This window comes from Acidovorax sp. Root217 (assembly GCF_001428645.1).
Classification (GTDB): Bacteria; Pseudomonadota; Gammaproteobacteria; order Burkholderiales; family Burkholderiaceae_C; genus Acidovorax.
In genome coordinates this window covers 77,905-102,864 of the sequence record NZ_LMIH01000010.1, presented here as the reverse complement: position 1 = coordinate 102,864, position 24,960 = coordinate 77,905, and the positions used below count along the sequence as shown (strand labels likewise).

The following is a 24,960-nucleotide window of genomic DNA, read 5'->3' as shown; positions in this document are numbered from 1 at the left end:
AGCTATTGTAATGAGAGCGCTTTGGGCAATGGCCGCTATTCGGCGGCGTTTACCTTGCTGTTCCGGTTTTCAGCGCTGGGGGACTGCCTCGCCCATGGCGTTGCGGTACCACTCGTGGAAGTGCTGCATGCCGTCTTCCATGGGACTTTGGTAAGGGCCCACTTCGTTGTCGCCGCGCGCCAGCAAGGCCTTGCGGCCGGCGTCCATGCGCTCGCCGATCTCGTCGTCCTCGATGCAGGTCTCCATGTAGGCGGCCTTCTGCGCCTCGACGAACTCGCGCTCGAAGGCGGCGATCTCCTCGGGGTAGTAGAACTCCACCATGTTCAGCGTCTTCGTCGGACTGATGGGGTGCAGTGTGGAGACGGTGAGCACGTGCGGATACCACTCCACCATGATGTGCGGGTACAGCGTGAGCCAGATGGCGCCGTGCTTGGGCGGCTTGCCGCCGCGGAAGGCGAGCAACGCCTCGTGCCAGCGCTCGTACACGGGGCTGCCGGCCTTGCCCAGGCGGTTGGCCACGCCCACGGTCTGCACCGAGTAGTTCTTGCCGAACTCCCAGCGCAGGTCGTCGCAGGTCACGAAGCTGCCCAGGCCCGGATGGAAGGGGCCTACGTGGTAGTCCTCCAGATAGACCTCGATAAAGGTCTTCCAGTTGTAGTTGCACTCGTGCAGCTCGACGTGGTCGAGCACGTAGCCGCTGAAGTCCAGGTCGGCGCGCGGGCCCATCTGGGCCAGGTCGGCCGCCACGTCGCAGCCGTTGTCCTCGAACAAAAGGCCGTTCCACTCGCGCAGCGGGTAGTTGTTGAGGTTCAGGCAGGGGTCGTCGGCAAAGTGCGGCGCACCCAGCAGCTCGCCCTTGGCGTTGTACGTCCAGCGGTGCAGCGGGCACACGATGTTGCCGCCGGCGCTGCCCTTTTGCTGCGTGTGCAGCGAACCGCGGCCCTTGAGCATGACGGCTTGGCGGTGGCGGCAGACATTGGAGACGAGCTCCACCCCGCCCTGGGCATTGCGCACCAGGGCACGGCCCTCGCCCTCATGGGGCAGGGTGTAGTAGTCGCCGGCGTTGGGCACGGCCAATTGGTGCCCCACATAGCGGGGCCCGCGCTGGAAGATGGTGTCCAGCTCGCGCTGGAACAGCGCTGGGTCAAAGTAGCTTGAAACTGGTAGTTGGCTTGCGGCCTGCTGCAGTTGAAGACTTAAATCAGACATGGGTGACCTGACCTAAAGACTCCCCACAGGGAGGTGTGCCACGGTTGGCACATCTGGAAAAAAGAAACCGGCGCATAGGCCGGCTGGACGAGAATGGGATTATAGCCAATGGGGTTATTCGGCGCCCCCATTCCCGCACCCCCCCTGCGTGTATTGGCGCGCTGGCAGCGGTGCGCGCGCCGATGGTGTGGGGTCGGCCGGGCGTGCCTGCCTTCTATGCGGTGGCAACGTTTACCGGCAATGCTCTCCAAACCGGGCCCTGTGCTGCGGCCGCTGGTTCGCTGGGCCTAAAATCGGGGGTTTTTCCATTTGCGGTGCTGCCGCCTCCACCCATGCCCAAGGCCACCGCCACCCCCGCGCCCCCTGCCGAACCCGCCAGCTATGAAGCGGCGCTGGAAGAGCTGGAGCAGCTCGTGGGCCGGATCGAGTCGGGCCAGTTGCCCCTGGACCAGATGCTCGCGGGCTACCAGCGTGGCGCCGCGCTGCTGGCCTTCTGCCGCAAGCGCCTGGATGCCGTGCAGGACCAGATCAAGGTGCTGGACGAAGGCGGCCTGCACGCCTGGACGCCCGAATGAGCGCGGCGCCCGTGGTGAACTCCCCCCTCGACCTGTCTGCCTGGAGCCAGCGGCACCTGGCCCGTGTGGAAGAAGCCCTCTCCCGCTGGGTGGGCGAGGGTGCGCCCGCCGGCCTGGGCGAAGCCATGCGCTATGCGGTGCTCGACGGCGGCAAGCGCCTGCGCCCGCTGCTGGTGCTGGCGGCCGAAGAGGCTGTGTGCAGCGGTGCCGAGGTCGAGGCTTCGGCACACGCCGTGTCCGACGAAGCGGCCCTGCGCGCCGTATCTGACGAGGCTGCCCTGCGGGCAGCGTGCGCCGTCGAGCTGATCCATGCCTATTCCCTGGTGCACGACGACATGCCGTGCATGGACAACGACGTGCTGCGCCGCGGCAAGCCCACGGTGCACGTGCAGTTCGGCGAGGCCCAGGCCCTGCTGGCCGGCGATGCGCTGCAGGCTTTTGCCTTCGAATTGCTGACCCCCGACGACGGCAGCGTGCCCCCGGCAGTGCAGGCCATGCTGTGCCGCCTGCTGGCGCGCGCGGCCGGTTCGGCCGGCATGGCCGGCGGCCAGGCCATCGACCTGGCCAGCGTGGGCGTGGCCCTCACCGAAGACCAGTTGCGCCACATGCACCGCCTCAAGACCGGCGCGCTGCTGCAGGGCAGCGTGATGATGGGCGTGGCCTGCGGCCCGGCGAACGCCCAGGCGCACGAGGCCCTGTCCGACTACGGCGCTGTCATGGGCCTGGCCTTTCAGGTCGTGGACGACATCCTCGACGTGGTGGCCGACTCCGCCACGCTGGGCAAGACCGCCGGCAAGGACGCCGCGAGCGACAAGCCCACCTACGTCTCGCTGCTCGGCCTGGCGCCCGCCCAGGCCTATGCCCGCGAGTTGCAGGTGCAGGCCCATGCCGCCCTGGCACGCAGCGGCCTGGCCGACACCCGCGCCCTGGCCGCCCTGGCCGACATGGTGGTGGACCGCACGCATTGATGGCTGCGGCTGCACTCCCCGCGTCCGTTGATACGATGCACCCAGACCAGGTGCCCACCGGGGGCTGTCCCTTGCCCAGTGAGCACTGATCGATCCGAAAAAGAATAGCCAATGTCAACGACCTCCTACCCCCTGCTGCAGAACGTGAACGACCCGTCGGATCTGCGTGCCCTGTCGCGCGCCGATCTCAAGGCCCTGGCCACCGAGCTGCGCGCCTTCGTGCTCGAAAGCGTGTCGCAGACGGGCGGGCACCTGAGCTCCAACCTGGGCACGGTGGAGCTCACCGTGGCCCTGCACCACGTCTTCAACACGCCCGAAGACCGGCTGGTGTGGGATGTGGGCCACCAGACCTACCCGCACAAGATCCTGACCGGCCGGCGCGACCGCATGCACACGCTGCGCCAGATGGGCGGCATCTCGGGCTTTCCGCAGCGCGCCGAGAGCCCGTACGACACCTTCGGCACGGCGCATTCGAGCACCAGCATATCGGCCGCCCTGGGCATGGCGCTGGCGGCCAAGGTCAAGGGCGAGAACCGCCATGCCGTGGCCATCATCGGCGATGGTGCCATGACGGCCGGCATGGCCTTCGAGGCGCTGAACAACGCCGGCGTGGCCGATGCCAACCTGCTGGTGGTGCTCAACGACAACGACATGAGCATCAGCCCACCCGTGGGCGCGCTCAACCGCTACCTGGCCCAGCTCATGAGCGGCCAGTTCTACGCCGCCGCCAAGAACGTGGGCAAGACCGTGCTGCGCCCGGTGCCGCCCCTGCTGGAGCTGGCCAAGCGCTTCGAGCAGCAGGCCAAGGGCATGGTGGTGCCGGCCACGTTGTTCGAGAAGTTCGGCTTCAACTACATCGGGCCCATCGACGGCCACGACCTCGATTCGCTGATCCCCACGTTGGAGAACATCAAGGGCCTCAAGGGCCCGCAGTTCCTGCACGTGGTTACCAAGAAGGGCCAGGGCTACAAGCTGGCCGAGGCCGACCCCGTGGCCTACCATGGCCCGGGCAAGTTCGACCCGGCCGTGGGCCTGGTCAAGAGCACGGCGACCCCCAAGCAGACCTTCACCCAGGTGTTTGGCCAGTGGCTGTGCGACATGGGTGCGCAGGACAAGCGCCTGGTGGGCATCACCCCCGCCATGCGCGAGGGCTCGGGCATGGTGGAGTTCGAAAAGCGCTTCCCCGAGCGCTACTACGACGTAGGCATTGCCGAGCAGCATGCCGTCACCTTCGCGGCTGGCATGGCCTGCGAGGGCCTGAAGCCCGTGGTGGCCATCTACTCGACCTTCCTGCAGCGCGGCTACGACCAGTTGATCCATGACGTGGCGCTGCAGAACCTGCCCGTGGTATTCGCGCTCGACCGTGCCGGCCTGGTGGGGGCCGATGGCGCCACCCACGCGGGCGCCTACGACATTCCCTTCGTGCGCTGCATCCCCAACATGAGCATGGCCTGCCCGGCCGACGAGCGCGAGTGCCGCCAGTTGCTCAGCACCGCCTTCGCGCAAAGCCACCCTGTGGCCGTACGCTACCCGCGCGGCAGCGGGGCCGGCGTGGCGCCGCTCGCGGGCCTGGAAGGCCTGCCCTTCGGCAAGGGCGAGATCCGCCGCGAGCGCAAGGCCGCTGATGGGGCGCAGGGCCCGCGCATCGCCATTCTGGCCTTCGGCACGCTGCTGTACCCCGCGCTCGAAGCCGCCGAGGCGCTCGACGCCACGGTGGCCAACATGCGCTGGGCCAAGCCCATTGACGTGGAGTTGCTGCGCGGCGTGGCCGAGCGCCACGATGTGCTGGTCACCGTCGAAGAAGGTGCCACCATGGGCGGGGCCGGCAGCGCCGTGACCGAGGCGCTCAACGAGGCCGGCATCGTGCGCCCGGTGCTGCAACTGGGCCTGCCCGATGTGTTCATCGAGCACGGCGACCCGGCCAAGCTGCTGTCGCTGCAGGGCCTGGATGCAGCGGGCATCGAGCGCGCGGTACACGCCCGCTTCCTGGCCTGAGGGGCCCACGGCTTGAGAAGTGCGGCCCTGGGCAGTCCCGCTGCGCGGGTGCTGTCGAAAACCCGCACAGCCCGTTGGCGGGGCGCCTCCTACAATGCAGGCGCGCTGCATTGATCTGCACGCGTGCCCCTGCGCAGCAATCGCTGCCGCATCCACCCCCGCGGAAACAGGAGACCAGCCGTATGCATCGCCGTTCGCTCATCAAGCACACCGGCCTGGCGGGTGTACTGGCCTCTGGCGTCGCGCCGGCCGTGCACGCCCAGGCCACGCTGCGGTGGCGCATTGCATCGAGCTTCCCCAAGTCCTCGGACACCATCTACGGCGGCGCCCAGGTGTTTGCCAAGGCGGTGCGCACCCTGTCGAACGGCAAGTTCGAGATTTCCGTGCACCCCGGTGGCGAGCTGATGCCGCCCTTCGACGTGGTGGATGGCGTGCAGAGCGGTGCGGTGGAGATGTGCCACGCGGTGCCCTACTATTTCTACGACAAGAACCCGGCGTTTGCCCTGGGGTGTGCCGTGCCCTTCGGTTTCAATGCGCGCCAGATGAGCGCCTGGATGCTGCACGGCAACGGGCGCCGGCTCATGAACGAGTTCTATGCCGGGTTCAACATCGTGAGCTTTGCCTGTGGCAACACCGGCACGCAGATGGGCGGCTGGTTCCTGCGCGAGGTGAAGACCCCCGCAGACTTCAAGGGCCTCAAGATCCGCGTGGGCGGCGGTTTGGTGGCCGAGGTCATGCAGCGGCTCGGCGCCATTCCCCAGAGCCTTCCAGGCGGCGAGATCTACCAGGCACTGCAAAAGGGCAGCATCGACGCGGCCGAGTGGATCGGCCCCTACGACGACCAGAAACTGGGCTTCAACAAGGTCGCGCCGTTTTACTACTACCCCGGCTGGTGGGAGGGCGGGCCCGAGGTGGACCTGTTCGTGAACAAGAAGGCCTACGACGCGCTCACGCCCGATTACCGCTTCATCATCGAGGCCGCAGCCTCCATCGCGCACACCGACATGCTGGCCCGCTACGACGCGCTCAACCCCAACGCGCTCAAGCAACTGGTGGCCGCCAAGACCAAGGTGCTGCCCTTCTCGCAGCTCATCCTGGACGCCGCATTCCGCGCTTCGATGGAAGCCTTTGCGCACAACGACGCGAGAAGCCCCGAGTGGAAGAAGATATACGCCGACATGCGCAACTTCCAGCGCGACCAGATTCTCTGGTTCCGCTTTGCCGAGGCGCGTTACGACACCTTCATGTCGGCGCAGAAGATCTGACGGGCAAGCCCTGATGTGCCTCGCCTGCCGGGGATGCCTGGCACCGTTGCTTGCAGAACCCTGAAGCCCTCTTGCGATAGCCGGGATTTCACGGGAAAACCCGCAAATCTGCAGGGGGGCATGTTCCTACAATGATCTCGGCTGAAACCAGTCCTGGGCTTGCCGCGCACAACGCGTGCTGCCCGGGTTTTGCAATCAAATACATTGGAGAGAACCTCATGGATCGTCGCTCAATCATCAAGAATGCCGGTATTGCTGGCGTGCTGGCCGCAGGCATTGCGCCTGCCGTCCACGCACAGGCCGCCATTCGCTGGCGCCTGGCTTCCAGCTTCCCCAAGTCGCTGGACACCATCTACGGCGGTGCCGATGTGTTCTCCAAGGCCGTCAAGGCCATGTCGGGCGGCAAGTTCGAAATCTCCGTTCACGCGGGTGGCGAGTTGATGCCTCCCTTTGGCGTGGTGGACGGCGTGCAACAGGGCACCGTCGAGATGGCGCACACCGTGCCGTACTACTTCTATGGCAAGAACCCTGCATTCGCACTGGGCTCGGCCGTGCCGTTCGGCCTGAATGCCCGCCAGATGACCGCCTGGATGATGCACGGCAACGGCCGCACGCTCATGAACGAGTTCTATGCCGGCTACAACATGATCAGCTTCGCCGGCGGCAACACCGGCACCCAGATGGGTGGCTGGTTCCGCAAGGAAATCAAGTCGCCTGCCGACTTCAAGGGGCTGAAGATGCGCCTGGGCGGCGGTCTGGTCGGTGAAGTGATGCAGAAGATGGGTGCGGTGCCCCAGAGCATTCCTGGCGGCGAAATCTACCAGGCGCTCGAAAAGGGCACGCTGGATGCCGCCGAGTGGGTGGGTCCTTACGACGACCAGAAGCTGGGTTTCAACAAGGTCGCCCCGTTCTACTACTACCCCGGCTGGTGGGAAGGCGGTCCTGAAGTGGACTTCTACGTCAACCAGAAAGCGTTCGACGGCCTGTCGGCCGAGAACAAGGCCATCGTCGATGCCGCATCGAAGGCAGCCCACGTCGATATGCTGGCCAAGTACGATGCCCTGAACCCCACGGCCCTCAAGCAACTGGTGGCCGCCAAGACCAAGGTGCTGCCTTTCTCGCAACCCATCCTGGAGGCATCGTTCAAGGCCTCGATGGAAGTGTTCGCCGAGAACGACGCCAAGAGCCCCGAGTGGAAGAAGATCTACGCGGACATGCGCTCCTTCCAGCGTGACCAGGTTCTGTGGTTCCGCTTCGCTGAATCGCGTTTCGACACCTTCATGGCTGCCCAGAAGCTCTGAGGCCTGCCAAGGCGTGGCGGCGGTCGCCGCTGCCGCGCCATGGTCCGAAAACCCGCCCTTCATTGGCGGGTTTTTTTTCGCCCGCCTTTCTTGGTCGAGCAGCGCCATGGCACATGCACCCATGGTCTCCGATGGCCAGCCTATCGCGGGAGCGCTGCCCACGAACCCCATGGAGCCAGCTTCCTGCGCATGTGCCCGTGGTTCGCGCGTGGGGTCAAGTCCCCGAAGCCGCCGCCAGTGGCCCATTTGTTGTGCGCGCTTCTTGTGCGCGCACAAGCAGACAGGCCCAGGTTGGCAGGGCAACGAAGCACGCTGATGCCACGGAGTCGCTGCCTGGTCGCGCCTGGGCAATGAATGCAGGCCGCCAACAAAAAAGCCCCTGCAGGTCCAGAGAGCATGTCTCCATCTGCAGGGGCTGCTGGATGGGACCGTCATGGTCCCACCCGGTGCTGGTGTATTGCCTACTTCTTGTCGGTGGACATCGAGTCTTGCAGTGCCTTCATCGGGTCGTCGGCCCCGGGTGCGGCGTCAGAGGCCGGGGCCGCTGGCGCGCTGCCTTCCATGCCCGCCGTCGGGTCCGCAGCGTCAGGTGCGGTTTGCATGGTGGCTTCCATTTCCTGGCGGACCTTGTCGAGGTCATACACGACCTCCTTGTCCAGCCCGCTGGAGACGATGCCCGGGAACGCAATGACCAGGCCCACCATGATCAGCTGGATGATCACGAACGGCACGGCACCCCAGTAGATCTGCATGGTGGTGATCGGCTGGGTCAGCTTGCCGGTCACCTTGTCTATGTACTCCTTGGTCGGGGCCACGCTGCGCAGGTAGAACAGGGCGAAGCCGAATGGCGGGTGCATGAACGAGGTCTGCATGTTGATGCCCAGCAGCACGCCGAACCAGATCAGGTCGATGCCCAGCTTGTTGGCCACCGGCGCGAGCAGCGGGACCACGATGAACGACAGCTCGAAGAAGTCCAGAAAGAAGGCCAGGAAGAAGATCATGATGTTCACCACGATCAGGAAGCCCAACTGGCCACCCGGCAGGCCGGTGAGCAGGTGCTCCACCCACAGCGGGCCATCGACACCCTGGAAGGTCAGGCCGAAGATGGTGGCCCCCACCAGGATGAACACCACGAAGCATGACAGCTTGGTCGTGGTCTGCATCGCCTGTTTGAGCAGCGTCATGCTCAGGCGGCCGCGCACCAGGGCCATGATGAATGCGCCCAGCGCGCCCATGGCGCCGCCTTCGGTGGGGGTGGCCACACCGAGGAAGATGGTGCCCAGCACCAGGAAGATCAGCAGCAGTGGCGGGATCAGCACGAAGGTCACGCGCTCGGCCACCCGCGAAAGCAGGCCCAGGCGGGTGATCTTGTTGACCATGGCCGCGACGAAGGCCAGTGCCACGCCAAAGCACATGGACACCACGATGGTTTCGTCCAGTGCCACGCGCTCCACCGTTTCGCCGGACCACCAGGTGTGCAGGGCGGGCATGTTCTTGGCTACGTACACCGAAGCGGCCGTGCAGACGATGGTCAGCACCGCCAGCGAGGGCAGGCCGTTGTTGCCGTTGTCTTCGCGCAGGGTGCGGGCTTCGGGCGGCAGTGCCGGTACCCAGTTGGGCTTGAAGATCGCGATCAGGATCACGTACAGGGCATAGAAGCCGCACAGCATCAGGCCGGGAGCGAAGGCGCCCTTGTACATGTCGCCCACGGAGCGGCCCAATTGGTCGGCCAGGATGATGAGGACCAGGGACGGGGGGATGATCTGCGCCAGCGTGCCGGAGGCAGCGATGACCCCGGTGGCCAGGCGCCGGTCGTAGCCGTAGCGCATCATGATGGGCAGGGAGATCAGGCCCATCGAGATGACTGAAGCAGCGACCACGCCGGTCGTGGCCGCCAGCAGGGTGCCCACGAAGATGACGGCCAGTGCCAGTCCGCCGCGCACGGGACCGAAGAGTTGGCCAATGGTCTCCAGCAGGTCTTCCGCCATCCCGCTTCGCTCCAGTATCAGCCCCATGAGCGTGAAGAACGGAATGGCCAGCAAGGTGTCGTTCTGCATGATGCCGAAGATCCGCAGCGGCACGGCCTGCAGCAGGGCTTCAGGCAGGACGCCGAGCTCCACGCCGATGAAGGCGAAGAACAGGCCGCAGGCCCCCAGGCTGAAGGCCACGGGAAAGCCCAACAGCAGGAAGACGATCAGCCCCGCGAACATGATCGGGGCGAGGTTGTGTATGAAGAATTCCATGATGTTTGTGGTCCCCGCTCAAGCGGCCTTGTCGGCGGTGTTACCGGTGTTCTTGGCGGCTTCGGACAGGCGGCGGATCGAGTCGGCCAGCTCTTCCTCTGCCGTCTTCTCGGCCTTCTTGGTCGTCGGGTCTTCGATCAGGCCCTGCAGGAAGGCGATGCGCTTGATGAGTTCGGACCAGCCCTGCAGCAGCAGCAGCCCGAAGCCCAGCGGCATCATGAGGTACACCGGCCAGCGCAGGAGGCCACCCGCGTTGTTCGACATTTCGCCCGAGACGAATGCGCGGTAGAAGAACGGAATGCCGTACCAGAGCACGGCCAGGCACACGGGCGTGAGAAAAACGATGAAGCCGAAAATGTCGATCAGGATCTGCTTGCGCTTGGACAGGCGGCCGGAGATGACGTCGACCTTGACATGCTCGTTCTGCAGCAGCGTATAGCCTGCCGCAAGCAGGAACGACGCCGCAAACAGGTACCACTGCACTTCGAGAAAGGCATTGGAGCTGATGTTGAACGCCTTGCGCACGATGGCATTGACGCCGCTGATCAAGGTCGAGGCCAGAATGAGCCAGATGACGTATTTGCCGATCTGCGTACTTAGCCAGTCGACCCCCCGTGAGAATTTAAGTAGAGCCTGCATGGTGTCTCCAATAAAAAGGCTGTGCGTAGGACATGCACGACGCATCCACGGATAGGTGCATGCATCGTACAAACTGTGACAACGGCGCGATTCTACGGAGCACTTTAATGGGAGCCTGACGGCAGCGTGACGGTGTTATCCCTTGTTCCAGCCTCAATTTGATGCTATTAAATATATAGCAATTAGGGTTTCTTCCTAGGCCAAAAACAGCGCCAGACGCGAGAAAAGGGGTGGCCAGGCCCAGTGATGCGGGGGTGAACTGAGCCCTGCCCCGGCGGGGGGCCTGGGTTCATGGCTATCGATGCCATACCTCACAGAGTCTCTTGCCCGCTCGGATGGCCGCGCAGGTAGGTTGCGAAGCACTGTGTGGCGCAACTTGCGGCGTTCGGTGGGATCTCCGATGGGCGACGTGCCTGGCCCCTTCAGGCAGGATGCTCAAAATGCCGGGGGCCTTTGGCTGCGCTTGGGCTGGGCAAACTGCCACCAGGGCAGCACGGCGCTCATGGACAGCACCTCGCCGCAGTGCATGGGTGCGTAGCCTGGCAGCGCCGCCATCTGCGCCTGCCAGGCAGGGGTCTGCAGCAGGTCGCGCAGCGCCTGGGTGGCCGGCTGCTCCAGGGTCGACTTCAGGCAGGCCAGGTGGTAGCGCTCCTGCACCAGGGGCACGAAGCCCAGCCCCCGGGCATGGGCCGCCAGTTCGATGCCGATGCCCACGTCGGCGGCGCCCGCCGCCACCGCCTGGGCCACGGCCGTGTGCGAGGGCTCATGGCGCTCATAGCCTTGCAGGTCGCCAGGGCCCAGATCCGATTGCGCCAGCAGGTCGTCCAGCAGCACCCGGGTGCCGGTGCCCAGGGGCCGGTTCACGAAGCGCACGCCCTGGCGGGCCACGTCGGCCAATGTCTGCAGGCCCAGCGGGTTGCCCCGCGCGACGATCAGCCCCTGGGTGCGCTGGGCAAAGCCGATGATCTTGTGGCGCCCCGGCCGCAGCAGGGGCTTGTAGGTGCGCGCGGCCAGCGAATCGGCGGCGGGGGCCTCCCGGGTGTGGAAGCCGGCCATCGTACAGCGGCCTTCGTTGAGCGCCCGGATCGCGTCCACGCTGCCGGTGAAGCGGATGTCCAGGTGCAGCGCGCCGGTTTCGCCCGGCGTGGCCGCGTAGGCACGCAACGCGGCCAGCGCGTCGTCATGGCTTGCGTACATGGTGAGCACATGCGCCTGGTCGTCGAAGGCCACGGCGAAGGCGCGCTCCAGGTCGGCGTGCAGGGCGGCGATCTGCGGCGCCAGCCGGGCCTGGGCCTGGCGCTCGGCCCACAGCAACTTGGCGCCGAACTCGCTGAGCTGGGCGGATTGGCCCTTGCCCCAGATGATGAGTTCGCCCCCCAGCTGTTCCTCCCAGCGCTTGAGGGCGCCCCAGACATGGCGGTACGACAGCTGCAGCGCGCGCGCCGCGCCGGAGATGGAGCCCTCCTCGGCCACTGCCTGCAGCAGTTCGGGCAGGGGGTTGCGGATCTGGGCGTCGCCCGCGTTGCGGCTGAGCGTGTAGTGAAGTTGGACCCTATGCACGGACGTTCATATCGCTGGAGATGGAGGAGGTCTCTACGATAGCCCAAGCATGTCCACCCTGACGCAAAGCGCCGCCACTGCCCTCGAACTCACGCTGTCGGCCGACCCGGCGCTGTGGACCATCGTCGGGCGTTCCCTGTCGGTCAGCGCCACGGCCTGTGCGCTGGCGTGCGCCGCGGGCCTGGTGCTCGGGGCCTGGCTGGGCGTGGCCCGTTTCGCGGGCCGGGGCGCGGTGCTGGCGGTGCTCAACACCCTGCTGGCCGTGCCCTCGGTGGTGGTGGGGTTGGTGGTGTACCTGCTGCTGTCGCGCAGCGGCCCGCTCGGTGCCCTGGGCTGGCTGTTCAGCTTCAAGGCCATGGTGCTGGCCCAGGCCATCCTGGTGTTGCCGGTGGTCACCGCGCTCACGCGCCAAGTGGTGGAAGACGCCGAACGGGCCCATGGCGAGCAGCTGCGCTCGCTGGGCGCCGGCACGTTGCTGCGCAGCCTGCTGCTGGCCTGGGACGAGCGCTATGCGCTGCTCACCGTGCTCATCGCCTCGTTCGGCCGTGCCATCTCCGAGGTCGGCGCAGTGATGATCGTGGGCGGCAACATCGATGGCTTCACCCGGGTCATGACCACGGCCATCGCGCTGGAGACCAGCAAGGGCGACCTGCCCCTGGCGCTGGCGCTGGGCCTGGTGCTGCTGGGCGTGGTGCTGGCGCTCAACGTGCTGATCGCACTGCTGCGCCGCTGGCGCGAACGCGTGGACGGCGGCACGTCCGACGCCCTGGTGGGGGTGGCGGCATGAGGCATCCGGCGCCCCTTCCCATGGCCGTGCCTGTGACTGTGCCTGTGGCCTCCCCGCTGATCGACCTGCACGGCGTGGCCGTGCGCTATGGGCGCGTGCAGGCGCTGGCCGACATCGACCTGCGCATTGCCCCCGGCGAGCGCGTGGCCCTGGTGGGTGCCAACGGCAGCGGCAAGAGCACCCTGCTGCGCGTGCTGCACGGCCTGGCGGCACCCAGTGCCGGCCAGGTGCAACTCGATGCCACGCAGCGCCATGCCATGCTGTTCCAGCGCCCGCACATGCTGCGCACCAGCGCCCAGAACAACGTGGCGCTGGCGCTGTGGCTGCGCGGCACGCGCTGGCGCGATGCGCGGGCCCAGGCGCTGGCGGCACTGCGGCGCGTGGGGCTCGAAGCCATTGCCCTGCAGAACGCGCGCACCCTCTCGGGCGGCCAGCAGCAGCGGGTGGCGCTGGCGCGGGCCTGGGCCCTGCAGCCCGGCGTGCTGCTGCTCGACGAGCCCACCGCCAGCCTGGACCCGCATGCCAAGCGCGAGGTCGAGGGCCTGATGGCCGACCTCGCAGCCAGCCCTGCCGATGGCAGCGCGCAGGCCGTGACCATGGTCTTCAGCAGCCACAACCTGGGCCAGGTCAAGCGGCTGGCCAGCCGCGTGGTCTACCTGGAGCAGGGCCGCATCGTGGCCGACCTGCGGGTGCACGAGTTTTTCAACGGCCCCCTGCCGGAGGCCGCGCGTTTATTCGTCAAAGGAGAAATCGGATGAGACACCACTACAAGACCCCACGCAGCCGCCTGTCGTTCGTACCCCATGTGCTCGCACTGGCCATCGTCTTCGCGCACGGCGCGGCGTCGGCGCAGGCCAACATCACCATGGCGTCCACCACCTCCACCGAGCAGTCGGGCCTGTTCGGCTACCTGCTGCCCGAGTTCAAGAAGGCCAGCGGCATCGACATCAAGGTGGTGGCCCTGGGCACCGGCCAGGCGCTGGACATGGCGCGCCGCGGCGATGCCGACCTGCTCTTCGTGCACGACCAGGTGGCCGAGGAGAAGTTCGTGGCCGATGGCTGGGGCGTCAAGCGCTACCCGGTGATGTACAACGACTTCGTCCTCATAGGCCCCAAGGCCGACCCGGCAGGCACGCAGGGCAAGGACATCGTCGAGGCCCTGAAGAAGCTGGCCGCCGGAAACGTCGCCTTCATCTCGCGCGGCGACAAGAGCGGCACGCACGCCGCCGAGCTGCGCTACTGGAAGCTCGCGGGCGCCGACGCGGCCAAGGGCAGCGGCTACAAGGAGTGCGGCTGCGGCATGGGCCCGGCGCTGAACATAGCCGCCTCCAGCGGCGCCTACGTGCTGGCCGACCGGGGCACCTGGCTCAACTTCAAGAACCGCGCCGACATGGTGGTGCTGGTGGAGGGCGACACGCGCCTGTTCAACCAGTACGGCGTGATGGTGGTCAACCCGGCCAAGCACCCGCAGGTCAAGGTGCAGGACGCACAGAAGTTCGTGGACTGGGTGGTCTCGCCCGGCGGGCAGGCCAGCATCGCCGGCTACAAGATCGGCGGCGAGCAGCTGTTCTTCCCGAACGCCGGCAAGTAGGGGTGGGCCCGCGCCATGCACCGGTGGATGTCCAGGGCCCTGGCGACGGGGGCCCTGCTGGCCATGGCGGGTTGCAGTAGCCCGCCCGCCGCGCCGCCCACGGCGCTGCAGGTCTATGCCGCAGGCAGCCTGCGCGAGGTGTTCACCGAGGTGGCCGCCGCGCACCAGGCGCGCACCGGCCAGCCGGTGGAACTGAGCTTCGGCGCCTCGGGCCTGCTGCGCGAGCGCATCGAGCAGGGTGCGCCGGCCCAGGTGTTTGCCTCGGCGGACACGCAGCACCCGGCGCGCCTGGCGGCCCGGGGCGGCTGGCAGGCGCCGATGGTGTTCGTGCGCAACGGCCTGTGCGCGTTGGCCGGCGAGCGGGTGCAGGTGGCTTCCGCCACGCTGCTGGCGACCCTGCTGCGGCCCGACATCCGCGTGGGCACCTCAACACCCCTCGCCGACCCCTCGGGCGACTATGCCTGGGAGCTGTTTCGGCGCGCCGATGCGGTGCAGCCGGGTACCTTCGCCGTGCTGGACGCCAAGGCATTGCAGCTCACGGGCGGTGCCCAGTCGCCCAAACCGCCTGCAGGGCGCGGCACCTATGCCTGGGTCATGGAGCAGGGCCAGGCCGATGTCTTCCTGACCTACTGCACCAACGCCATTGCCAGCCAGCGCGAACTGCCGCGTCTGCAGGTGGTGCAGGTGCCTGCCGAACTGCAGGTGGGCGCGGCCTACGGCGTGTCGGTGCGTGCGGACGCACCGCCCGCCGCCCATGCATTCGTGCAGGCCCTGCTCTCGGAACCGGCCCAGGCGGTGTTCAGGCGGATGGGCTTTGCGGCGCCCTGATACGGATTTGCCTTCAACCGTATAACGTCGTTGGTTCGCCTTGCCGTGCTACAGCACTGCCTGCGGCTCCCGCCTAGTTCTACGATCGCATGCAAATCCGTATGAGCGGTGCTTAAAAATCCATGGAAGGCTTGGCCACCATGAGGTAGAACACCAGGGCCATGGCCACGAAGGCCGGGTAGCCCAGCGCCTCCCACCAGCGGGCATAGCGCCAGTAGGTGGCGGGCAGGGCATCGCTGCCGGCGTCAAGCGCCTGCTGGGCCAGGGCGCGCATGCGCAGCTGCAGCCACACCACGGGCAGCCAGCACAGGCCGGCCAGGGCGAAGAGCGCCAGCGACACGGCGAGCCAGGGGGTGGACAGCGGCAGCCCTGCCATGTGCGCCATGGCCAGCCCCGTGGCAGGCTGAATGAACACCGTGGGCGTGGTGAACCACCAGTCCGCCCGCACCACCAGCCGCGCCACCACGGCCTGGGCCTGCAGGTTGCCGCTGCGGTTGGCAAAGAACATGTAGTAGGCCGAACCCAGGCCCGTGCCCACCAGCAGCACGCTGGAGACGATGTGGATCCATTTCAGGGTGAGGTACAGGCTCATGGCTTGGCGTCGCGCAGCAGCACGATCAGGATGGCCGCGATCGGCAGGTTCTTGGTCAGCGGGCCGAAGGGGTGCAGCCACCAGGCCGGCTCGATGGCGGTGGCCAGCAGCGTCATCGCCACCATCAGCAGCAGCGCCACGGCATACGCGGCGCGGCCGGGCCAAAAGGCGATCCACAGGCCCATCACGGCATCGGCGGCGGCGCCGGCCAGCACCAGGGCGGTGATGAGTTCGGGGCTGCTGAAGGGCAGGGTGGCCAGCAATTGCCGGCTCTGGCCGTCGAGCTCCCAGACGCTGACGACTGCGGTGGCGAGCCAGACGAAGACCAGGCTGTAGCGCAGCAGGCGGCGTTGTGCGTCGCTCACGGGGTGGTGGCCTCCTCCACCACATCCGTCAGCATGCCCCACTTCGCGAACTCGGGGGCGAAGGCATCCAGGGGCAGCAGGCTGGTGCTGGTGTGCGCACCAAGGGGCAGGATGGGTGGAACGGCCTCGCCGCGCGCGAGCTGGCGCGCCAGCAGGATGGCGGCCATGCACGGGATCTCGGGGCCATGGTCGTTGTCGGCGGCAATGTGCCAGGCGCGGTGGCGCGGTGCGCCCTCTGCATCGGCACCGGCCACGCGCACCACCATGCCGCCCAGCGGCGTGCCCAAAAAGTCGAACACCCCGCCGGTGTGGTGCATCAGCCCGGCCAAGCGCTCGGGGCGGCGCAGCACGCCCCAGGCGCGCAGTGCGGCGATGGCGGCAAAGGCGCGCTGGGCCAGGCCCACTTCGAGCGCGGCGCGAAAGCTCACGCGCTGCGTGACCCGGTAGTGGGCGGGCAGCAGCTCCAGGTCGGGGATGTCGCACATCGCCGCCAGGCGGGGGCGCAGGCGCTGGAACTGCACCGGGGTGGGCGCCGCCCAGCCGAGCCGGTTCTGCCAGCGGCCTTGCTCCCACACGGCAATGGCTTCGCCGCAGTAGCTGAGGACGGCCGCCAGCGTGGCCTGGCCGCGCGGTGCGCGCTGGGCCGGGGCGATGCAGGTGTCGATGCTGTCGATGCGCTGCCAGCCGGCGCACAGGTGGTCCACCACGGCCGACGACAGCGCCGGCACCGTGCTGGCCCCGCAGACCGCCGTGCGCCCCGCCGCCGTGAACCGGGCATGCAGCGCCGCAGGGAAGTCGCAGACGAAGCGGCGTCCGTCGGCCAGGTCGATGTAGTGGGCGCCCGCTTCGGCGGCCGCCTCGGCCACCGAATAGCCCTGCGCCTGGAACGGCCCTGCCGTGTGGACCACCAGGCCCACGCCGTGCGCGCGCAATGCCTCAACCAGGCCGGGTGCGGTGTGGTCCAGCGCGACGCCCCGGGCACTCGGGCCCAGCGTGGCGGCCAGGGCCTGGGCACGGGCGGCGCTGCGGCCGGCCACCAGCAGGTGGATGGTGCTGTCGCCTGCCAGTGCCCGGCAGATGCGTGCGCCGAAGTTGCCGTAGCCCCCCAGGACCAGCACGGTCAACGGTGTTGCGCTCATCGGCCGGACCCCTGCGTCTGCATCCACTGGGCGGGCGCTGCAGGGGCACCGCCCGCGCCCGGCACACCGGCTGTGGTGCCCAGCTGTGCCCGCAGTGCGGCCAGGCGCTGGGGCCATTGGGTCTGGTTCCAGCCGGGCACGTCGGCGGCCGGCATGGGCTTGCAAAAGACATAGCCCTGGATGGTGGCAAGCCCGCAGGCCGCCAGGGTCTGCAGCTCGGCCGGGGTTTCGACCCCTTCCACCACCACCGACAGGCCGAACTCGCTGGCCAGCGCCCCCACATGCCGCAGCATCGACTGGCGCCGCGGGTCCTGGGTCAGCTGGCGCACGAAGAGGCGGTCGCACTTGATGCCGGCGATCGGCAGGTCGGCCAGCATGCCCAGCGAGGAATAGCCCGCGCCGAAGTCGTCCATCAGCACGCCCACGCCGATGGCCTGCAGGTGGCGGATGGATTCGAGCATGCGCGGGCCGCTGGCGATCAGCGCGTGCTCGGTCAGCTCCAGCTTGAGGCAACTGCCGGGCAGGGCATGGCGCGAGAGCTCGGCCTGCAGCCAGGGCGCAAAGCCTTCTTCGAGCAGGGTGGCCGGCGCCACGTTCACGCTGAACTTCGCGCCTGCCATGCCTTCGCCACGCCAACGGCAGGCGCAGCCCATGGCGTTGACCAGGATCAGCCGGTCTACCAGGGGGGTCTTGCCCTGCAGTTCGCAGACCAGCAGGAAGGCTTCGGGGTGGATGGCCCCGAGCAGCTCGCTTCGCACACGTAGCAGCGCCTCGAACTGCACCTCGCCGCGGTCCAGGTCGACAATGGGCTGGAAGTGCAGGGCCAGTTGATCGGGCTGCAGCAGCATCGGCAACTGGTCCGCGATCAGGGACAGCTGAATGTCTCCCTCGGGTGGGTGCACTTCGTAGCTCGACGTGCGCATCAAGGACAGGCCGCGGCGCAGCAACTGCTGGCGCGCCTGGTCGAAGCGCATGTTGCTCAACTGCTCGGTGGCGATGGCCATGCCGAACAGCAGCACGATCACCAGCAGAGCCACCCCGTCTGTGGGGGCGGCGCTGTCGGGCCATTCCAGGGGAAAGGTGTTCACCAGCAGCCAGTGCAGCACCAGGATGGCGGCGCCGGCCAGCAGCTTGTCGTGCCATTGCTGGGGAATGTAGATGCGCGTCAGGGCCTTCATCTTGGCCGCGCGGTGGCGTATCGAGGTGTACGCGGTGATGCCTATGGCCGTGGCCAGGGCCAGCACGATGGCCAGACCGTTCACCCGCGCGTAGCTCGATACATAGCCTTCGGAGATGGTGAAGTGCGCGGCCAGCATGCCCAGCGACAGCCCGGCCCCGGCCAGCAGGATGCGCGCCTTGCGGGTGCTGGTGCTCAGTGTGGGAACGGTCAGCCGCGCGCTCAGTGCCATGATGACCAGGCCCGTGAGCGCCGGCACCAGGCCCAGCGTATGGCCAGCCAACTCGGCATACATGAGCATGCCCACCACGTCCAGCGCCCAGACCACGCAGCCGATGCACAGGGCGGCCTGCGATCCGCTGATGCGCCGGCTCGACGGGTCGATGGCAAAGGCCGTGTGCTCCACGAGCCGCTGGCACACATGCACCACCAGCGACGCGAAGATCCAGAACAGCAGGCTGTGCAGCAGCGGCGGAAAGCCCACCGCGAACATCTGCGCGGTGTCGTGCCCGATTGAAAACATTCTGTCCCTTCCCCCCAAATCGTGTGCAGTCATCATACGACCTGCCGATGGCGAGGCCTGCGGGATTGTCCGTGACGAAAGGCCCTCGGAGATCAGTTCACGATGGCAACGCCCTTGACCTGGGCGTACACGCGTTGGCCCGGCTCCAGCGCCAGGGCCACAGCCGAGCGCTGGGTCACCCGCGCCAGCAGCCGCGTGGGGCCGGCATCGAGCGCCACCATGCACTGCCCGGGGCTGTCTTCGCTGACCTGCACCACCGTGGCGGGCAGGATGTTGAGGATGCTGGTGTCCACCTGCTCGGCCAGGGTCAGGCTCACATCGCGCGCCTGGATGCGCAGGCGCACCGGCTCGCCTGCCGGCCGGGCCGTGGCGCTGGCCAGCAGCAGTTGGCCGCCGGCGAACTGCACGGTGGTGATATGGTCAGCCGCGTCGTGGCGCAGCACCGTGCCCTCGACCACCGAGGCGGCTGCATCGCCATGCGCCAGTGGCAGGTCCAGCCGCACCAGCATGTCTTCGGTGCGTCCACTGGCCAGCACCCGCCCGTCCTGCATCAGCACCATGTGCGCAGCCAGGCGCGCCACCTCGTCGATGGCGTGGCTCACGTACAGCACGGGTATGTCCAGCGCCTGGTGCAGACGCTCCAGGTAGGGCAGCACCTCGGCCTTGCGCTCCCCGTCCAGTGCGGCCAGGGGCTCGTCCATCAGCAGCACGCGCGGCCCGGTGGCCAGGGATCGGGCCATGGCCACGCGCTGCCGCTCGCCGCCCGAGAGCGCGTGCGGCCGGCGGTCCATCAGGTGGGCGATGCCCAGCAGGTCCACCGCCTGGTCCAGCGCCACGGTGGGCCGCTCCCGGGGCGTGCGTTTGCGGCCATAGTCGATGTTGCCGCGCACGCTCAGGTGTTCGAACAGGCTGGCCTCCTGGAACACATAGCCCAGCGCACGCTGGTGCGTGGGCCGCCAGATGCGCTGGCCGTCGTCCTGCCAGACCTCGCCGTTGACCACCACCCGGCCCGGCTCGGCGCGCGCCAGCCCCGCGATGGCGCGCAGGCAGGTGGTCTTGCCGCAGCCCGAGGGGCCGAACAGGGCGGTGACGCCGCGCCCGGGCAGCGTGAGGTCCACGTCCAGCGTGAAGCCACCGGGGCGGGCGAGCACCAGGCGTGCGGCAATCTGGTCGACTGCGGCCATCAGGACACCATGGACGCGCGGCGGCGCGTGAGGTTCAGCCCCAGCAGCACCAGGAAGGAGAACAGCACCATGCCGCCCGCCAGCCAGTGCGCCTGCGTGTATTCGAGCGCCTCCACATGGTCATAGATCTGCACCGACACCACGCGCGTCACCCCCGGGATGTTGCCGCCCAGCATAAGCACCACGCCGAATTCGCCCACAGTGTGCGCAAAGCTCAGGATGGCAGCGGTGATGAAGCCCGGGCGCGCCAGCGGCAGCGCCACGGTGAAGAAGCGGTCCAGCGGCCCCGCGCCCAGCGTGGCCGCCACTTCGAGCGGCCGGCTGCCGATGGCCTCGAACGCCGCCTGCAGCGGCTGCACCGCAAAAGGCAACGAATAGATCAGTGAGCCCATCACCAGCCCCCAGAAGGTGAAGGGCAGGGTGCCAATGCCCAGCCAGTGCGTGAACTGCCCGATGGGCCCGTTGGGGCCCATGGTCACCAGCAGGTAGAAACCGATCACCGTGGGCGGCAGAACCAGCGGCAGCGCCACCACGGCCGACACCGGCCCGCGCCAGCGCGAGGGCGTGTGGGCCAGCCACCAGGCCAGCGGCGTGCACAGCACCAGCAGCAGCGCCATGGTGGTGCCCGCCAGCCGCAGCGTGAGGCCAATGGCCGCAAGGTCGGCGCTGGAAAAAGGCATGGGTGGTCGAATCGGTCTTATGTATCTGAAAGCAGTCGCCCGTCAGAAACTATAGCCGTAGGACTTGATGATGGTTCTGGCTTTCTCGCTTTTGAGGTACTGCATCAGGGCGATGGCCGCCGCATTCCCCTTGCCGGTCACCAGCAGCGCCGCATCCTGGCGGATCGGCTCGTGCATGTCGGCCGGCACCTGCCAGGCCGAGCCCTGGGCAATCCTGCCGTCCACCATCACCTGCGACAGGGCCACGAAGCCCAGTTGCGCATTGCCGGTGGCCACGAACTGGTAGGTCTGCGCGATGTTCTCGCCCTGCACGAAGCGTGGCTGCAGCGTGGCCGCGAGGCCGAGCTTGTCCATCACCTGCGTGGCGGCCAGGCCGTAGGGGGCCAGCTTGGGGTTGGCGATGGCCAGGTGCTTGAAGTCGCCGGTCTTGAGCACCGCGCCCTTGTCGTCCACGTAGCCTTCCTTGGCGCTCCACAGCACCAGCGTGCCGATGGCATAGGTGAAGCGCGAGTTGGCCACCACCTTGCCCTCGCGTTCGAGCTTGGCGGGCGTGGTGTCGTCGGCCGACAGCAGAATCTGGAACGGCGCGCCGTTGGTGATCTGCGCATAGAACTTGCCCGTGGCGCCGAACGACAGCTCGGCCTTGTGGCCCGTGTCGGCCTCGAACGCGGCGGCGATCTTCTGCATGGGCGCCGTGAAGTTGGCGGCCACGGCCACCGACACCTGCTCGGCATGGGCCGCAGTGGCGCCAGCGAAGGCCAGGCCGATGGCGCTGAGAAGGGTGAGAAGGCGGGCGTTGGGCATCTGCATGGCGGTAGGGCGCGCAAGCGCTATTCAGTGATGGAATAGCGAAAGTATAGAAGCACCGCCACGGCGGCGTGCGAGCGCACGCCTGGATGCCACTGCACCCGGCTGGGTTGGTTCTACACTGTGGCCATGATGTTCCCCACCGAAATCCTCGCCGCCTACCTTGCCGCCGTGATCATCGTGGTCTTCGCGCCGGGGCCGGACAACATCCTGGCCATCAGCCGCGGCCTGAGCCAGGGGCGCCTGGCCGCCGTGCTGTCGTCCATCGGCGCGGGCCTGGGCATCATGGTGCATACCGTGGCGGCCACGCTGGGGCTCACGCTGATCGTGCAGGCCTCGCCGCTGGCCTTCTGGGTGGTCAAGATCGCGGGTGCGGCCTACCTGCTGTACCTGGGGTACAAGGCCCTCACGTCGGGCAACCTGATCTCGTTTGCCCCTGCGGCGCGCCAGCCGCTGGCCAAGGTGTTCGGCGTGGGTTTGTTCTCCAACGTGCTCAACCCCAAGCCGGGGCTGTTCGTGCTGGCCTTCATCCCCCAGTTCGTGGATGCCGCACGCGGCCCGGTGGCCACGCAGATGCTGGTGTACGGCGCCATCTTCGCGGTGCTCACGGCCCTCATCTTCTCGGTGCTGGGCAGTTGCGCAGCGCAGCTCTCGGGCTGGCTGGCGCGGCGCCCGCGCGCCACGAAGTGGCTCAACACCGGTGCCGGTGTGACCTTCATCGCTTCGGGCATCTCGGTGCTGGCACTGGGCAACCGGCGCTAGGCACGGCGTCGTCGCTCGATGCCCGGCACCTCCTCTGTTTCGTTTGCCGGCGCGCTCAGCCATGACATGGCCGACAAGCGCATCGCCATCCTGCGCGAGATCGGCGCGGGCGGCTCCATCTCGCAGGCCGCGCGCGCCGTGGGCGTGAGCTACAAGGCTGCCTGGCAGGCGCTCGACACCCTGACCAACCTGGCGGGCACGCCTCTGGTGGACCGCGCCGTAGGGGGGGCCGGCGGCGGTGGTGCACAACTGACGGATGCCGGCCACCAGTTGCTGGCGGCCGCCGATGCCATGGCCGAAGCGCGCAGCGCCGTGCTCGCCCGCTGGGAGGGCCGGGCAGGCCCTGCGGCAGCGCGCCTGGCGGTGCGCACCAGCATGCGCAACCAGTGGCCCTGCGCCGTGCAGCGGCTTGAAATGCTCGGCCAGATCGTGCGCGTGCACCTGGGCCGGACTGCGGACGATGACGCCGCCTTTCTCAGCGCCCGCATCACCCGTGAAAGCGCCGAACTGCTGGGCCTGGCGCCCGGCCTGGTGGTGCAGGCGCTGTGCAAGGCCACGGCGGTGCAGGTGGAGCGCGCCGGGGTCGATCCGCCGCGGGCCGAACCCGGGGTCTGCCGGCTGCCCGCCAAGGCCGTGCGTGTGGTGCGCGGCGAGACGGGCGACGAGGTGTCCGCCGAGCTCACGGGTGGCATCCAGATGGTGGGCTTCGCCGTGCCGGACAGCGGCCTGCGCACCGGCAGCCGCGTGCTGCTGGTGGTAGAGGACAACGCCGTCGTGATCGCGCTCGCACAGGGCTGATACGGATTTGCCTTCAAGCGTCTAACGTCGTTGGTTCGCCTTGCCGAGCTATAGCACTGTCCGCGGCTTGCCGCCTAGTCATACGGTTGAAGGCAGATCCGTAGGGGCCGGATCAGTGCCCTTTCTGGGCCCCTAATTTGCGGTAGACGGTTGCCCGGCTGATGCCCAGTGCGCGCGCCGCCTCGGCCACATTGCCGCGGGCGTCCTGCACGGCCTGGCGGATGAGGGCGGTTTCGGCTTCGCGCAGAGGCGCACTGGTCGCAGCATGGGCAGGCGCGGGCGCCCGCGCCAGGCCACTGCCCTGGCCGGCAGGCCGGGCAGGCAGTGCCATGCCCTGCAGCCGCAGGCCTGACCACAAGGGCATGTCCATTGGCGCAGGGCCGCTGCGCTGCTGCTGCAGCGCAGCGTCGAACAGCAGCGGCCAGGGCAGGGCCAGCAGGTCCCCGGCGTGCGGCCGTGTGCCCGGCGCGCGCAGCGGCTGCGGCACCAGCTGGCGTGCCGTGCGGTTGGTGCCCACCACATAGCCGTCGGCATCCAGCAGCATCAGGCCGTCGCCTTCGCCGCCCAGTGTGCTGCCAGGCCAGTTCAGGCGCAGCAGCAGCGCGTGGGGCAGCTGCAGCAGCAGCGCGTCTTCGATGGCGCGTGCGGACCGGGCCACCAGGTGGCGCAGCTCGGGGCGTTCGGGCACGTCCACGCCCGTCAGGTCGAGCATGCCGATGCACTGGCCCTGCGGGTCGAACAGCGGTGCACCGGCGCAGCTGTAGCTGGTGTTGTCGTTGAAGAAGTGCTCGCCCCGGTGCAGCCAAACGGGCTGCAGCTCGGCCAGGGCCGCACCGATGGCGGTGGTGCCCACGGTTGTCTCCGACAGGTCGATGCCCACGCGGCCGATGGCGCGCACGCGCGCATCGTGGCGGTCCAGCGCGCCCTGCACATCCACCACCACGCCGCGCGTGTCGGTGAGGATCGCGAAGTAGTGCATGCCGGCAATCGCGCGGGTCAGGTGGGCCAGCACCGGGCGGGCGGCCTGCAGCAGATGGCGGTGCTGTTCGGCCACGTTGCGCAGCATGGCCACGCTCACCAGGTCGAAGGCCACGCGCTGGCCGGGCGCGCGCCCCAGCGCCAGGCAGCGCTGCCAGGAGCGCACGATCCAGGGCTCGATGCCCAGGGCGGCCGGCACCTGTCCCTGGCTGAGCAGGGCGGTGCGCGCCTGCGCAATCAGGGCCTGGCGCTCGGCGGGCGGGGGCAGGGCGGCGGACAGCATGGCGACTCCCGGGTGTGGCTGGCTGGTGGGGCTGGCTTGGCGTGCCTTGGCGGTGCGGTCGCGGCACCGGCAGGCAATCCGCATGATGCGCGGGTGTGCACTGCAACATGTTTCATTTTGAGAATATCCGCCGCAGCGCGCCCTGAATCTAGGGTTGACCCTAGGAATCGGGCCCCGCGCCCAGCCCAAGATGCGGCTTGCAGATCCAGCCAACACCCTCCGAGGAGACAGCCAGATGCAAGTTCAGTTCACCGTCAACGGCCGCGCGGCCAGCGTTGACGTCCCCCCCAACACCCTGCTGGTCCACGCGCTGCGAGAGCACCTGCTGCTCACCGGCACGCACGTGGGCTGCGACACCAGCCAGTGCGGCGCCTGCACGGTGCACGTCAACGGCCGGGCCGTCAAATCTTGCGCCATGCTGGCCGTGCAGGCCCAGGGCGCCGAGGTGCAGACCATCGAGGGGCTGGCCGCGCCCGACGGCACCATGCACCCCATGCAGGCGGCCTTCAAGGAGTGCCATGGCCTGCAGTGCGGCTTCTGTACACCCGGCATGGTGATGAGCGCGGTGGACCTGTGCAAGAACCATCCCCAGGCCAGCGAGGGCGAGATCCGCGAGCTGCTGGAGGGCAACATCTGCCGCTGCACCGGCTACCAGAACATCGTGCGCGCGGTGCAGCATGGCCAAAAAGCCATGGCCTCCGCCTGAGTCAC

24 protein-coding genes are annotated in these 24,960 nt (G+C 68.1%); 12 read left to right on the top strand and 12 right to left on the bottom strand.

Annotation, left to right across the window (positions count from 1 at the left end):
- Positions 1-69 precede the first annotated feature (69 nt).
- Complete coding sequence (locus ASE31_RS08770) at positions 70-1,209, bottom strand: aromatic ring-hydroxylating dioxygenase subunit alpha (RefSeq protein WP_057201268.1); 1,140 nt, start codon at positions 1,207-1,209, stop codon at positions 70-72.
- Between the two features lie 332 nt (positions 1,210-1,541).
- Here ASE31_RS08770 and xseB point away from each other — a divergent pair, with 332 nt between their 5' ends.
- The 5 genes from xseB to ASE31_RS08745 all read left to right on the top strand — a co-directional run bounded on the left by xseB (position 1,542) and on the right by ASE31_RS08745 (position 7,313).
- Positions 1,542-1,784, top strand: coding sequence for an exodeoxyribonuclease VII small subunit (gene xseB / locus ASE31_RS08765; protein WP_057201267.1), 243 nt, complete (start codon positions 1,542-1,544; stop codon positions 1,782-1,784).
- Complete coding sequence (locus ASE31_RS08760) at positions 1,781-2,752, top strand: polyprenyl synthetase family protein (RefSeq protein WP_057201266.1); 972 nt, start codon at positions 1,781-1,783, stop codon at positions 2,750-2,752. The genes xseB and ASE31_RS08760 overlap by 4 nt, the downstream gene beginning before the upstream one ends.
- 111 nt (positions 2,753-2,863) lie before the next feature.
- Positions 2,864-4,747, top strand: a complete 1,884-nt coding sequence (gene dxs / locus ASE31_RS08755) for a 1-deoxy-D-xylulose-5-phosphate synthase (RefSeq protein WP_057201265.1) — start codon at positions 2,864-2,866, stop codon at positions 4,745-4,747.
- A 182-nt stretch (positions 4,748-4,929) separates the two neighbouring features.
- Positions 4,930-6,012: a TRAP transporter substrate-binding protein gene (locus ASE31_RS08750; protein ID WP_057201264.1), complete on the top strand. Its 1,083-nt coding sequence runs from the start codon at positions 4,930-4,932 to the stop codon at positions 6,010-6,012.
- Positions 6,013-6,230: 218 nt separating this feature from the next.
- Positions 6,231-7,313, top strand: coding sequence for a TRAP transporter substrate-binding protein (locus tag ASE31_RS08745; protein ID WP_057201263.1), 1,083 nt, complete (start codon positions 6,231-6,233; stop codon positions 7,311-7,313).
- Positions 7,314-7,774: 461 nt separating this feature from the next.
- On the opposite strand, the gene ASE31_RS08740 is transcribed toward ASE31_RS08745, so the two are convergent.
- From ASE31_RS08740 to ASE31_RS08730, 3 genes are all read right to left on the bottom strand, one after another.
- The gene (locus ASE31_RS08740) at positions 7,775-9,556 is read right to left on the bottom strand and encodes a TRAP transporter large permease subunit (protein WP_057201262.1); all 1,782 of its coding nucleotides are present in this window, start codon (positions 9,554-9,556) and stop codon (positions 7,775-7,777) included.
- 18 nt (positions 9,557-9,574) lie between these two features.
- Positions 9,575-10,195 (bottom strand): TRAP transporter small permease subunit, encoded by a 621-nt coding sequence (locus ASE31_RS08735; RefSeq protein WP_057201261.1) that lies wholly within the window; start codon positions 10,193-10,195, stop codon positions 9,575-9,577.
- A 435-nt stretch (positions 10,196-10,630) separates the two neighbouring features.
- Entirely contained in the window at positions 10,631-11,755 is a 1,125-nt protein-coding gene (locus ASE31_RS08730; protein WP_057201260.1) for a substrate-binding domain-containing protein, read from the bottom strand.
- 49 nt (positions 11,756-11,804) lie between these two features.
- On the opposite strand from ASE31_RS08730, the gene ASE31_RS08725 reads away from it, so the two are divergent.
- Genes ASE31_RS08725 through ASE31_RS08710 form a run of 4 tightly spaced genes read left to right on the top strand, consistent with a single transcriptional unit; the run spans position 11,805 to position 14,961 of the window.
- Positions 11,805-12,542, top strand: coding sequence for an ABC transporter permease (locus ASE31_RS08725; RefSeq protein ID WP_057201259.1), 738 nt, complete (start codon positions 11,805-11,807; stop codon positions 12,540-12,542).
- Positions 12,543-12,562: 20 nt separating this feature from the next.
- The gene (locus ASE31_RS08720; protein ID WP_235514365.1) at positions 12,563-13,300 is read left to right on the top strand and encodes a phosphate ABC transporter ATP-binding protein; all 738 of its coding nucleotides are present in this window, start codon (positions 12,563-12,565) and stop codon (positions 13,298-13,300) included.
- Positions 13,297-14,133, top strand: coding sequence for an extracellular solute-binding protein (locus ASE31_RS08715; RefSeq protein WP_057201257.1), 837 nt, complete (start codon positions 13,297-13,299; stop codon positions 14,131-14,133). Before ASE31_RS08720 ends, ASE31_RS08715 begins: the two co-directional genes overlap by 4 nt.
- A 27-nt stretch (positions 14,134-14,160) precedes the next feature.
- Positions 14,161-14,961 (top strand): molybdate ABC transporter substrate-binding protein, encoded by an 801-nt coding sequence (locus ASE31_RS08710; RefSeq protein ID WP_235514364.1) that lies wholly within the window; start codon positions 14,161-14,163, stop codon positions 14,959-14,961.
- A gap of 112 nt (positions 14,962-15,073) precedes the next feature.
- Here ASE31_RS08710 and ASE31_RS08705 read toward each other — a convergent pair whose 3' ends face one another.
- From ASE31_RS08705 to modA, 7 genes are all read right to left on the bottom strand, one after another.
- Positions 15,074-15,553, bottom strand: coding sequence for a DUF2269 domain-containing protein (locus ASE31_RS08705; protein ID WP_057201255.1), 480 nt, complete (start codon positions 15,551-15,553; stop codon positions 15,074-15,076).
- Positions 15,550-15,918, bottom strand: coding sequence for a DoxX-like family protein (locus ASE31_RS08700; protein WP_057201254.1), 369 nt, complete (start codon positions 15,916-15,918; stop codon positions 15,550-15,552). The genes ASE31_RS08705 and ASE31_RS08700 overlap by 4 nt, the downstream gene beginning before the upstream one ends.
- On the bottom strand, positions 15,915-17,057 hold the full coding sequence (locus tag ASE31_RS08695; RefSeq protein ID WP_057201253.1) for a saccharopine dehydrogenase NADP-binding domain-containing protein: 1,143 nt from the start codon (positions 17,055-17,057) through the stop codon (positions 15,915-15,917). Before ASE31_RS08695 ends, ASE31_RS08700 begins: the two co-directional genes overlap by 4 nt.
- The gene (locus ASE31_RS08690; protein WP_057201252.1) at positions 17,054-18,757 is read right to left on the bottom strand and encodes an EAL domain-containing protein; all 1,704 of its coding nucleotides are present in this window, start codon (positions 18,755-18,757) and stop codon (positions 17,054-17,056) included. The genes ASE31_RS08695 and ASE31_RS08690 overlap by 4 nt, the downstream gene beginning before the upstream one ends.
- A 92-nt stretch (positions 18,758-18,849) precedes the next feature.
- Positions 18,850-19,941 carry a molybdenum ABC transporter ATP-binding protein gene (modC, locus tag ASE31_RS08685; protein WP_057201251.1) on the bottom strand — a complete coding sequence of 364 codons (1,092 nt, stop codon included), beginning with the start codon at positions 19,939-19,941 and terminating at the stop codon, positions 18,850-18,852.
- Complete coding sequence (modB, locus tag ASE31_RS08680) at positions 19,941-20,621, bottom strand: molybdate ABC transporter permease subunit (RefSeq protein WP_057201250.1); 681 nt, start codon at positions 20,619-20,621, stop codon at positions 19,941-19,943. Before modB ends, modC begins: the two co-directional genes overlap by 1 nt.
- Positions 20,622-20,663: 42 nt before the next feature.
- Complete coding sequence (modA, locus tag ASE31_RS08675) at positions 20,664-21,431, bottom strand: molybdate ABC transporter substrate-binding protein (RefSeq protein ID WP_157412416.1); 768 nt, start codon at positions 21,429-21,431, stop codon at positions 20,664-20,666.
- A 126-nt stretch (positions 21,432-21,557) separates the two neighbouring features.
- Between modA and ASE31_RS08670 the strand changes: the two genes are divergently transcribed.
- Together ASE31_RS08670 and ASE31_RS08665 are read left to right on the top strand one after the other, a co-directional pair.
- Positions 21,558-22,190: a LysE family translocator gene (locus ASE31_RS08670; RefSeq protein ID WP_235514362.1), complete on the top strand. Its 633-nt coding sequence runs from the start codon at positions 21,558-21,560 to the stop codon at positions 22,188-22,190.
- Between the two features lie 18 nt (positions 22,191-22,208).
- Positions 22,209-22,988: a TOBE domain-containing protein gene (locus tag ASE31_RS08665; protein WP_057201249.1), complete on the top strand. Its 780-nt coding sequence runs from the start codon at positions 22,209-22,211 to the stop codon at positions 22,986-22,988.
- Between the two features lie 112 nt (positions 22,989-23,100).
- On the opposite strand, the gene ASE31_RS08660 is transcribed toward ASE31_RS08665, so the two are convergent.
- The gene (locus tag ASE31_RS08660; RefSeq protein WP_057201377.1) at positions 23,101-24,249 is read right to left on the bottom strand and encodes a helix-turn-helix domain-containing protein; all 1,149 of its coding nucleotides are present in this window, start codon (positions 24,247-24,249) and stop codon (positions 23,101-23,103) included.
- Positions 24,250-24,484: 235 nt separating this feature from the next.
- Here ASE31_RS08660 and ASE31_RS08655 point away from each other — a divergent pair, with 235 nt between their 5' ends.
- Positions 24,485-24,955, top strand: coding sequence for a (2Fe-2S)-binding protein (locus ASE31_RS08655; protein WP_057201248.1), 471 nt, complete (start codon positions 24,485-24,487; stop codon positions 24,953-24,955).
- The last annotated feature ends 5 nt before the right edge of the window (positions 24,956-24,960 follow it).

Coding starts and splice junctions, on each gene's coding strand:
- ASE31_RS08750 (WP_057201264.1), top strand. CDS start 4,930: ATGCATCGCCGTTCGCTCATCAAGCACACCGGCCTGGCGGGTGTACTG.
- ASE31_RS08690 (WP_057201252.1), bottom strand. CDS start 18,757: ATGTTTTCAATCGGGCACGACACCGCGCAGATGTTCGCGGTGGGCTTT.
- modB (WP_057201250.1), bottom strand. CDS start 20,621: ATGCCTTTTTCCAGCGCCGACCTTGCGGCCATTGGCCTCACGCTGCGG.
- ASE31_RS08740 (WP_057201262.1), bottom strand. CDS start 9,556: ATGGAATTCTTCATACACAACCTCGCCCCGATCATGTTCGCGGGGCTG.
- xseB (WP_057201267.1), top strand. CDS start 1,542: ATGCCCAAGGCCACCGCCACCCCCGCGCCCCCTGCCGAACCCGCCAGC.
- ASE31_RS08760 (WP_057201266.1), top strand. CDS start 1,781: ATGAGCGCGGCGCCCGTGGTGAACTCCCCCCTCGACCTGTCTGCCTGG.
- ASE31_RS08735 (WP_057201261.1), bottom strand. CDS start 10,195: ATGCAGGCTCTACTTAAATTCTCACGGGGGGTCGACTGGCTAAGTACG.
- modC (WP_057201251.1), bottom strand. CDS start 19,941: ATGGCCGCAGTCGACCAGATTGCCGCACGCCTGGTGCTCGCCCGCCCC.
- ASE31_RS08655 (WP_057201248.1), top strand. CDS start 24,485: ATGCAAGTTCAGTTCACCGTCAACGGCCGCGCGGCCAGCGTTGACGTC.
- dxs (WP_057201265.1), top strand. CDS start 2,864: ATGTCAACGACCTCCTACCCCCTGCTGCAGAACGTGAACGACCCGTCG.
- ASE31_RS08770 (WP_057201268.1), bottom strand. CDS start 1,209: ATGTCTGATTTAAGTCTTCAACTGCAGCAGGCCGCAAGCCAACTACCA.
- ASE31_RS08710 (WP_235514364.1), top strand. CDS start 14,161: ATGTCCAGGGCCCTGGCGACGGGGGCCCTGCTGGCCATGGCGGGTTGC.
- ASE31_RS08665 (WP_057201249.1), top strand. CDS start 22,209: ATGCCCGGCACCTCCTCTGTTTCGTTTGCCGGCGCGCTCAGCCATGAC.
- modA (WP_157412416.1), bottom strand. CDS start 21,431: ATGCAGATGCCCAACGCCCGCCTTCTCACCCTTCTCAGCGCCATCGGC.
- ASE31_RS08660 (WP_057201377.1), bottom strand. CDS start 24,249: ATGCTGTCCGCCGCCCTGCCCCCGCCCGCCGAGCGCCAGGCCCTGATT.
- ASE31_RS08725 (WP_057201259.1), top strand. CDS start 11,805: ATGTCCACCCTGACGCAAAGCGCCGCCACTGCCCTCGAACTCACGCTG.
- ASE31_RS08715 (WP_057201257.1), top strand. CDS start 13,297: ATGAGACACCACTACAAGACCCCACGCAGCCGCCTGTCGTTCGTACCC.
- ASE31_RS08720 (WP_235514365.1), top strand. CDS start 12,563: ATGGCCGTGCCTGTGACTGTGCCTGTGGCCTCCCCGCTGATCGACCTG.
- ASE31_RS08705 (WP_057201255.1), bottom strand. CDS start 15,553: ATGAGCCTGTACCTCACCCTGAAATGGATCCACATCGTCTCCAGCGTG.
- ASE31_RS08695 (WP_057201253.1), bottom strand. CDS start 17,057: ATGAGCGCAACACCGTTGACCGTGCTGGTCCTGGGGGGCTACGGCAAC.
- ASE31_RS08670 (WP_235514362.1), top strand. CDS start 21,558: ATGATGTTCCCCACCGAAATCCTCGCCGCCTACCTTGCCGCCGTGATC.
- ASE31_RS08745 (WP_057201263.1), top strand. CDS start 6,231: ATGGATCGTCGCTCAATCATCAAGAATGCCGGTATTGCTGGCGTGCTG.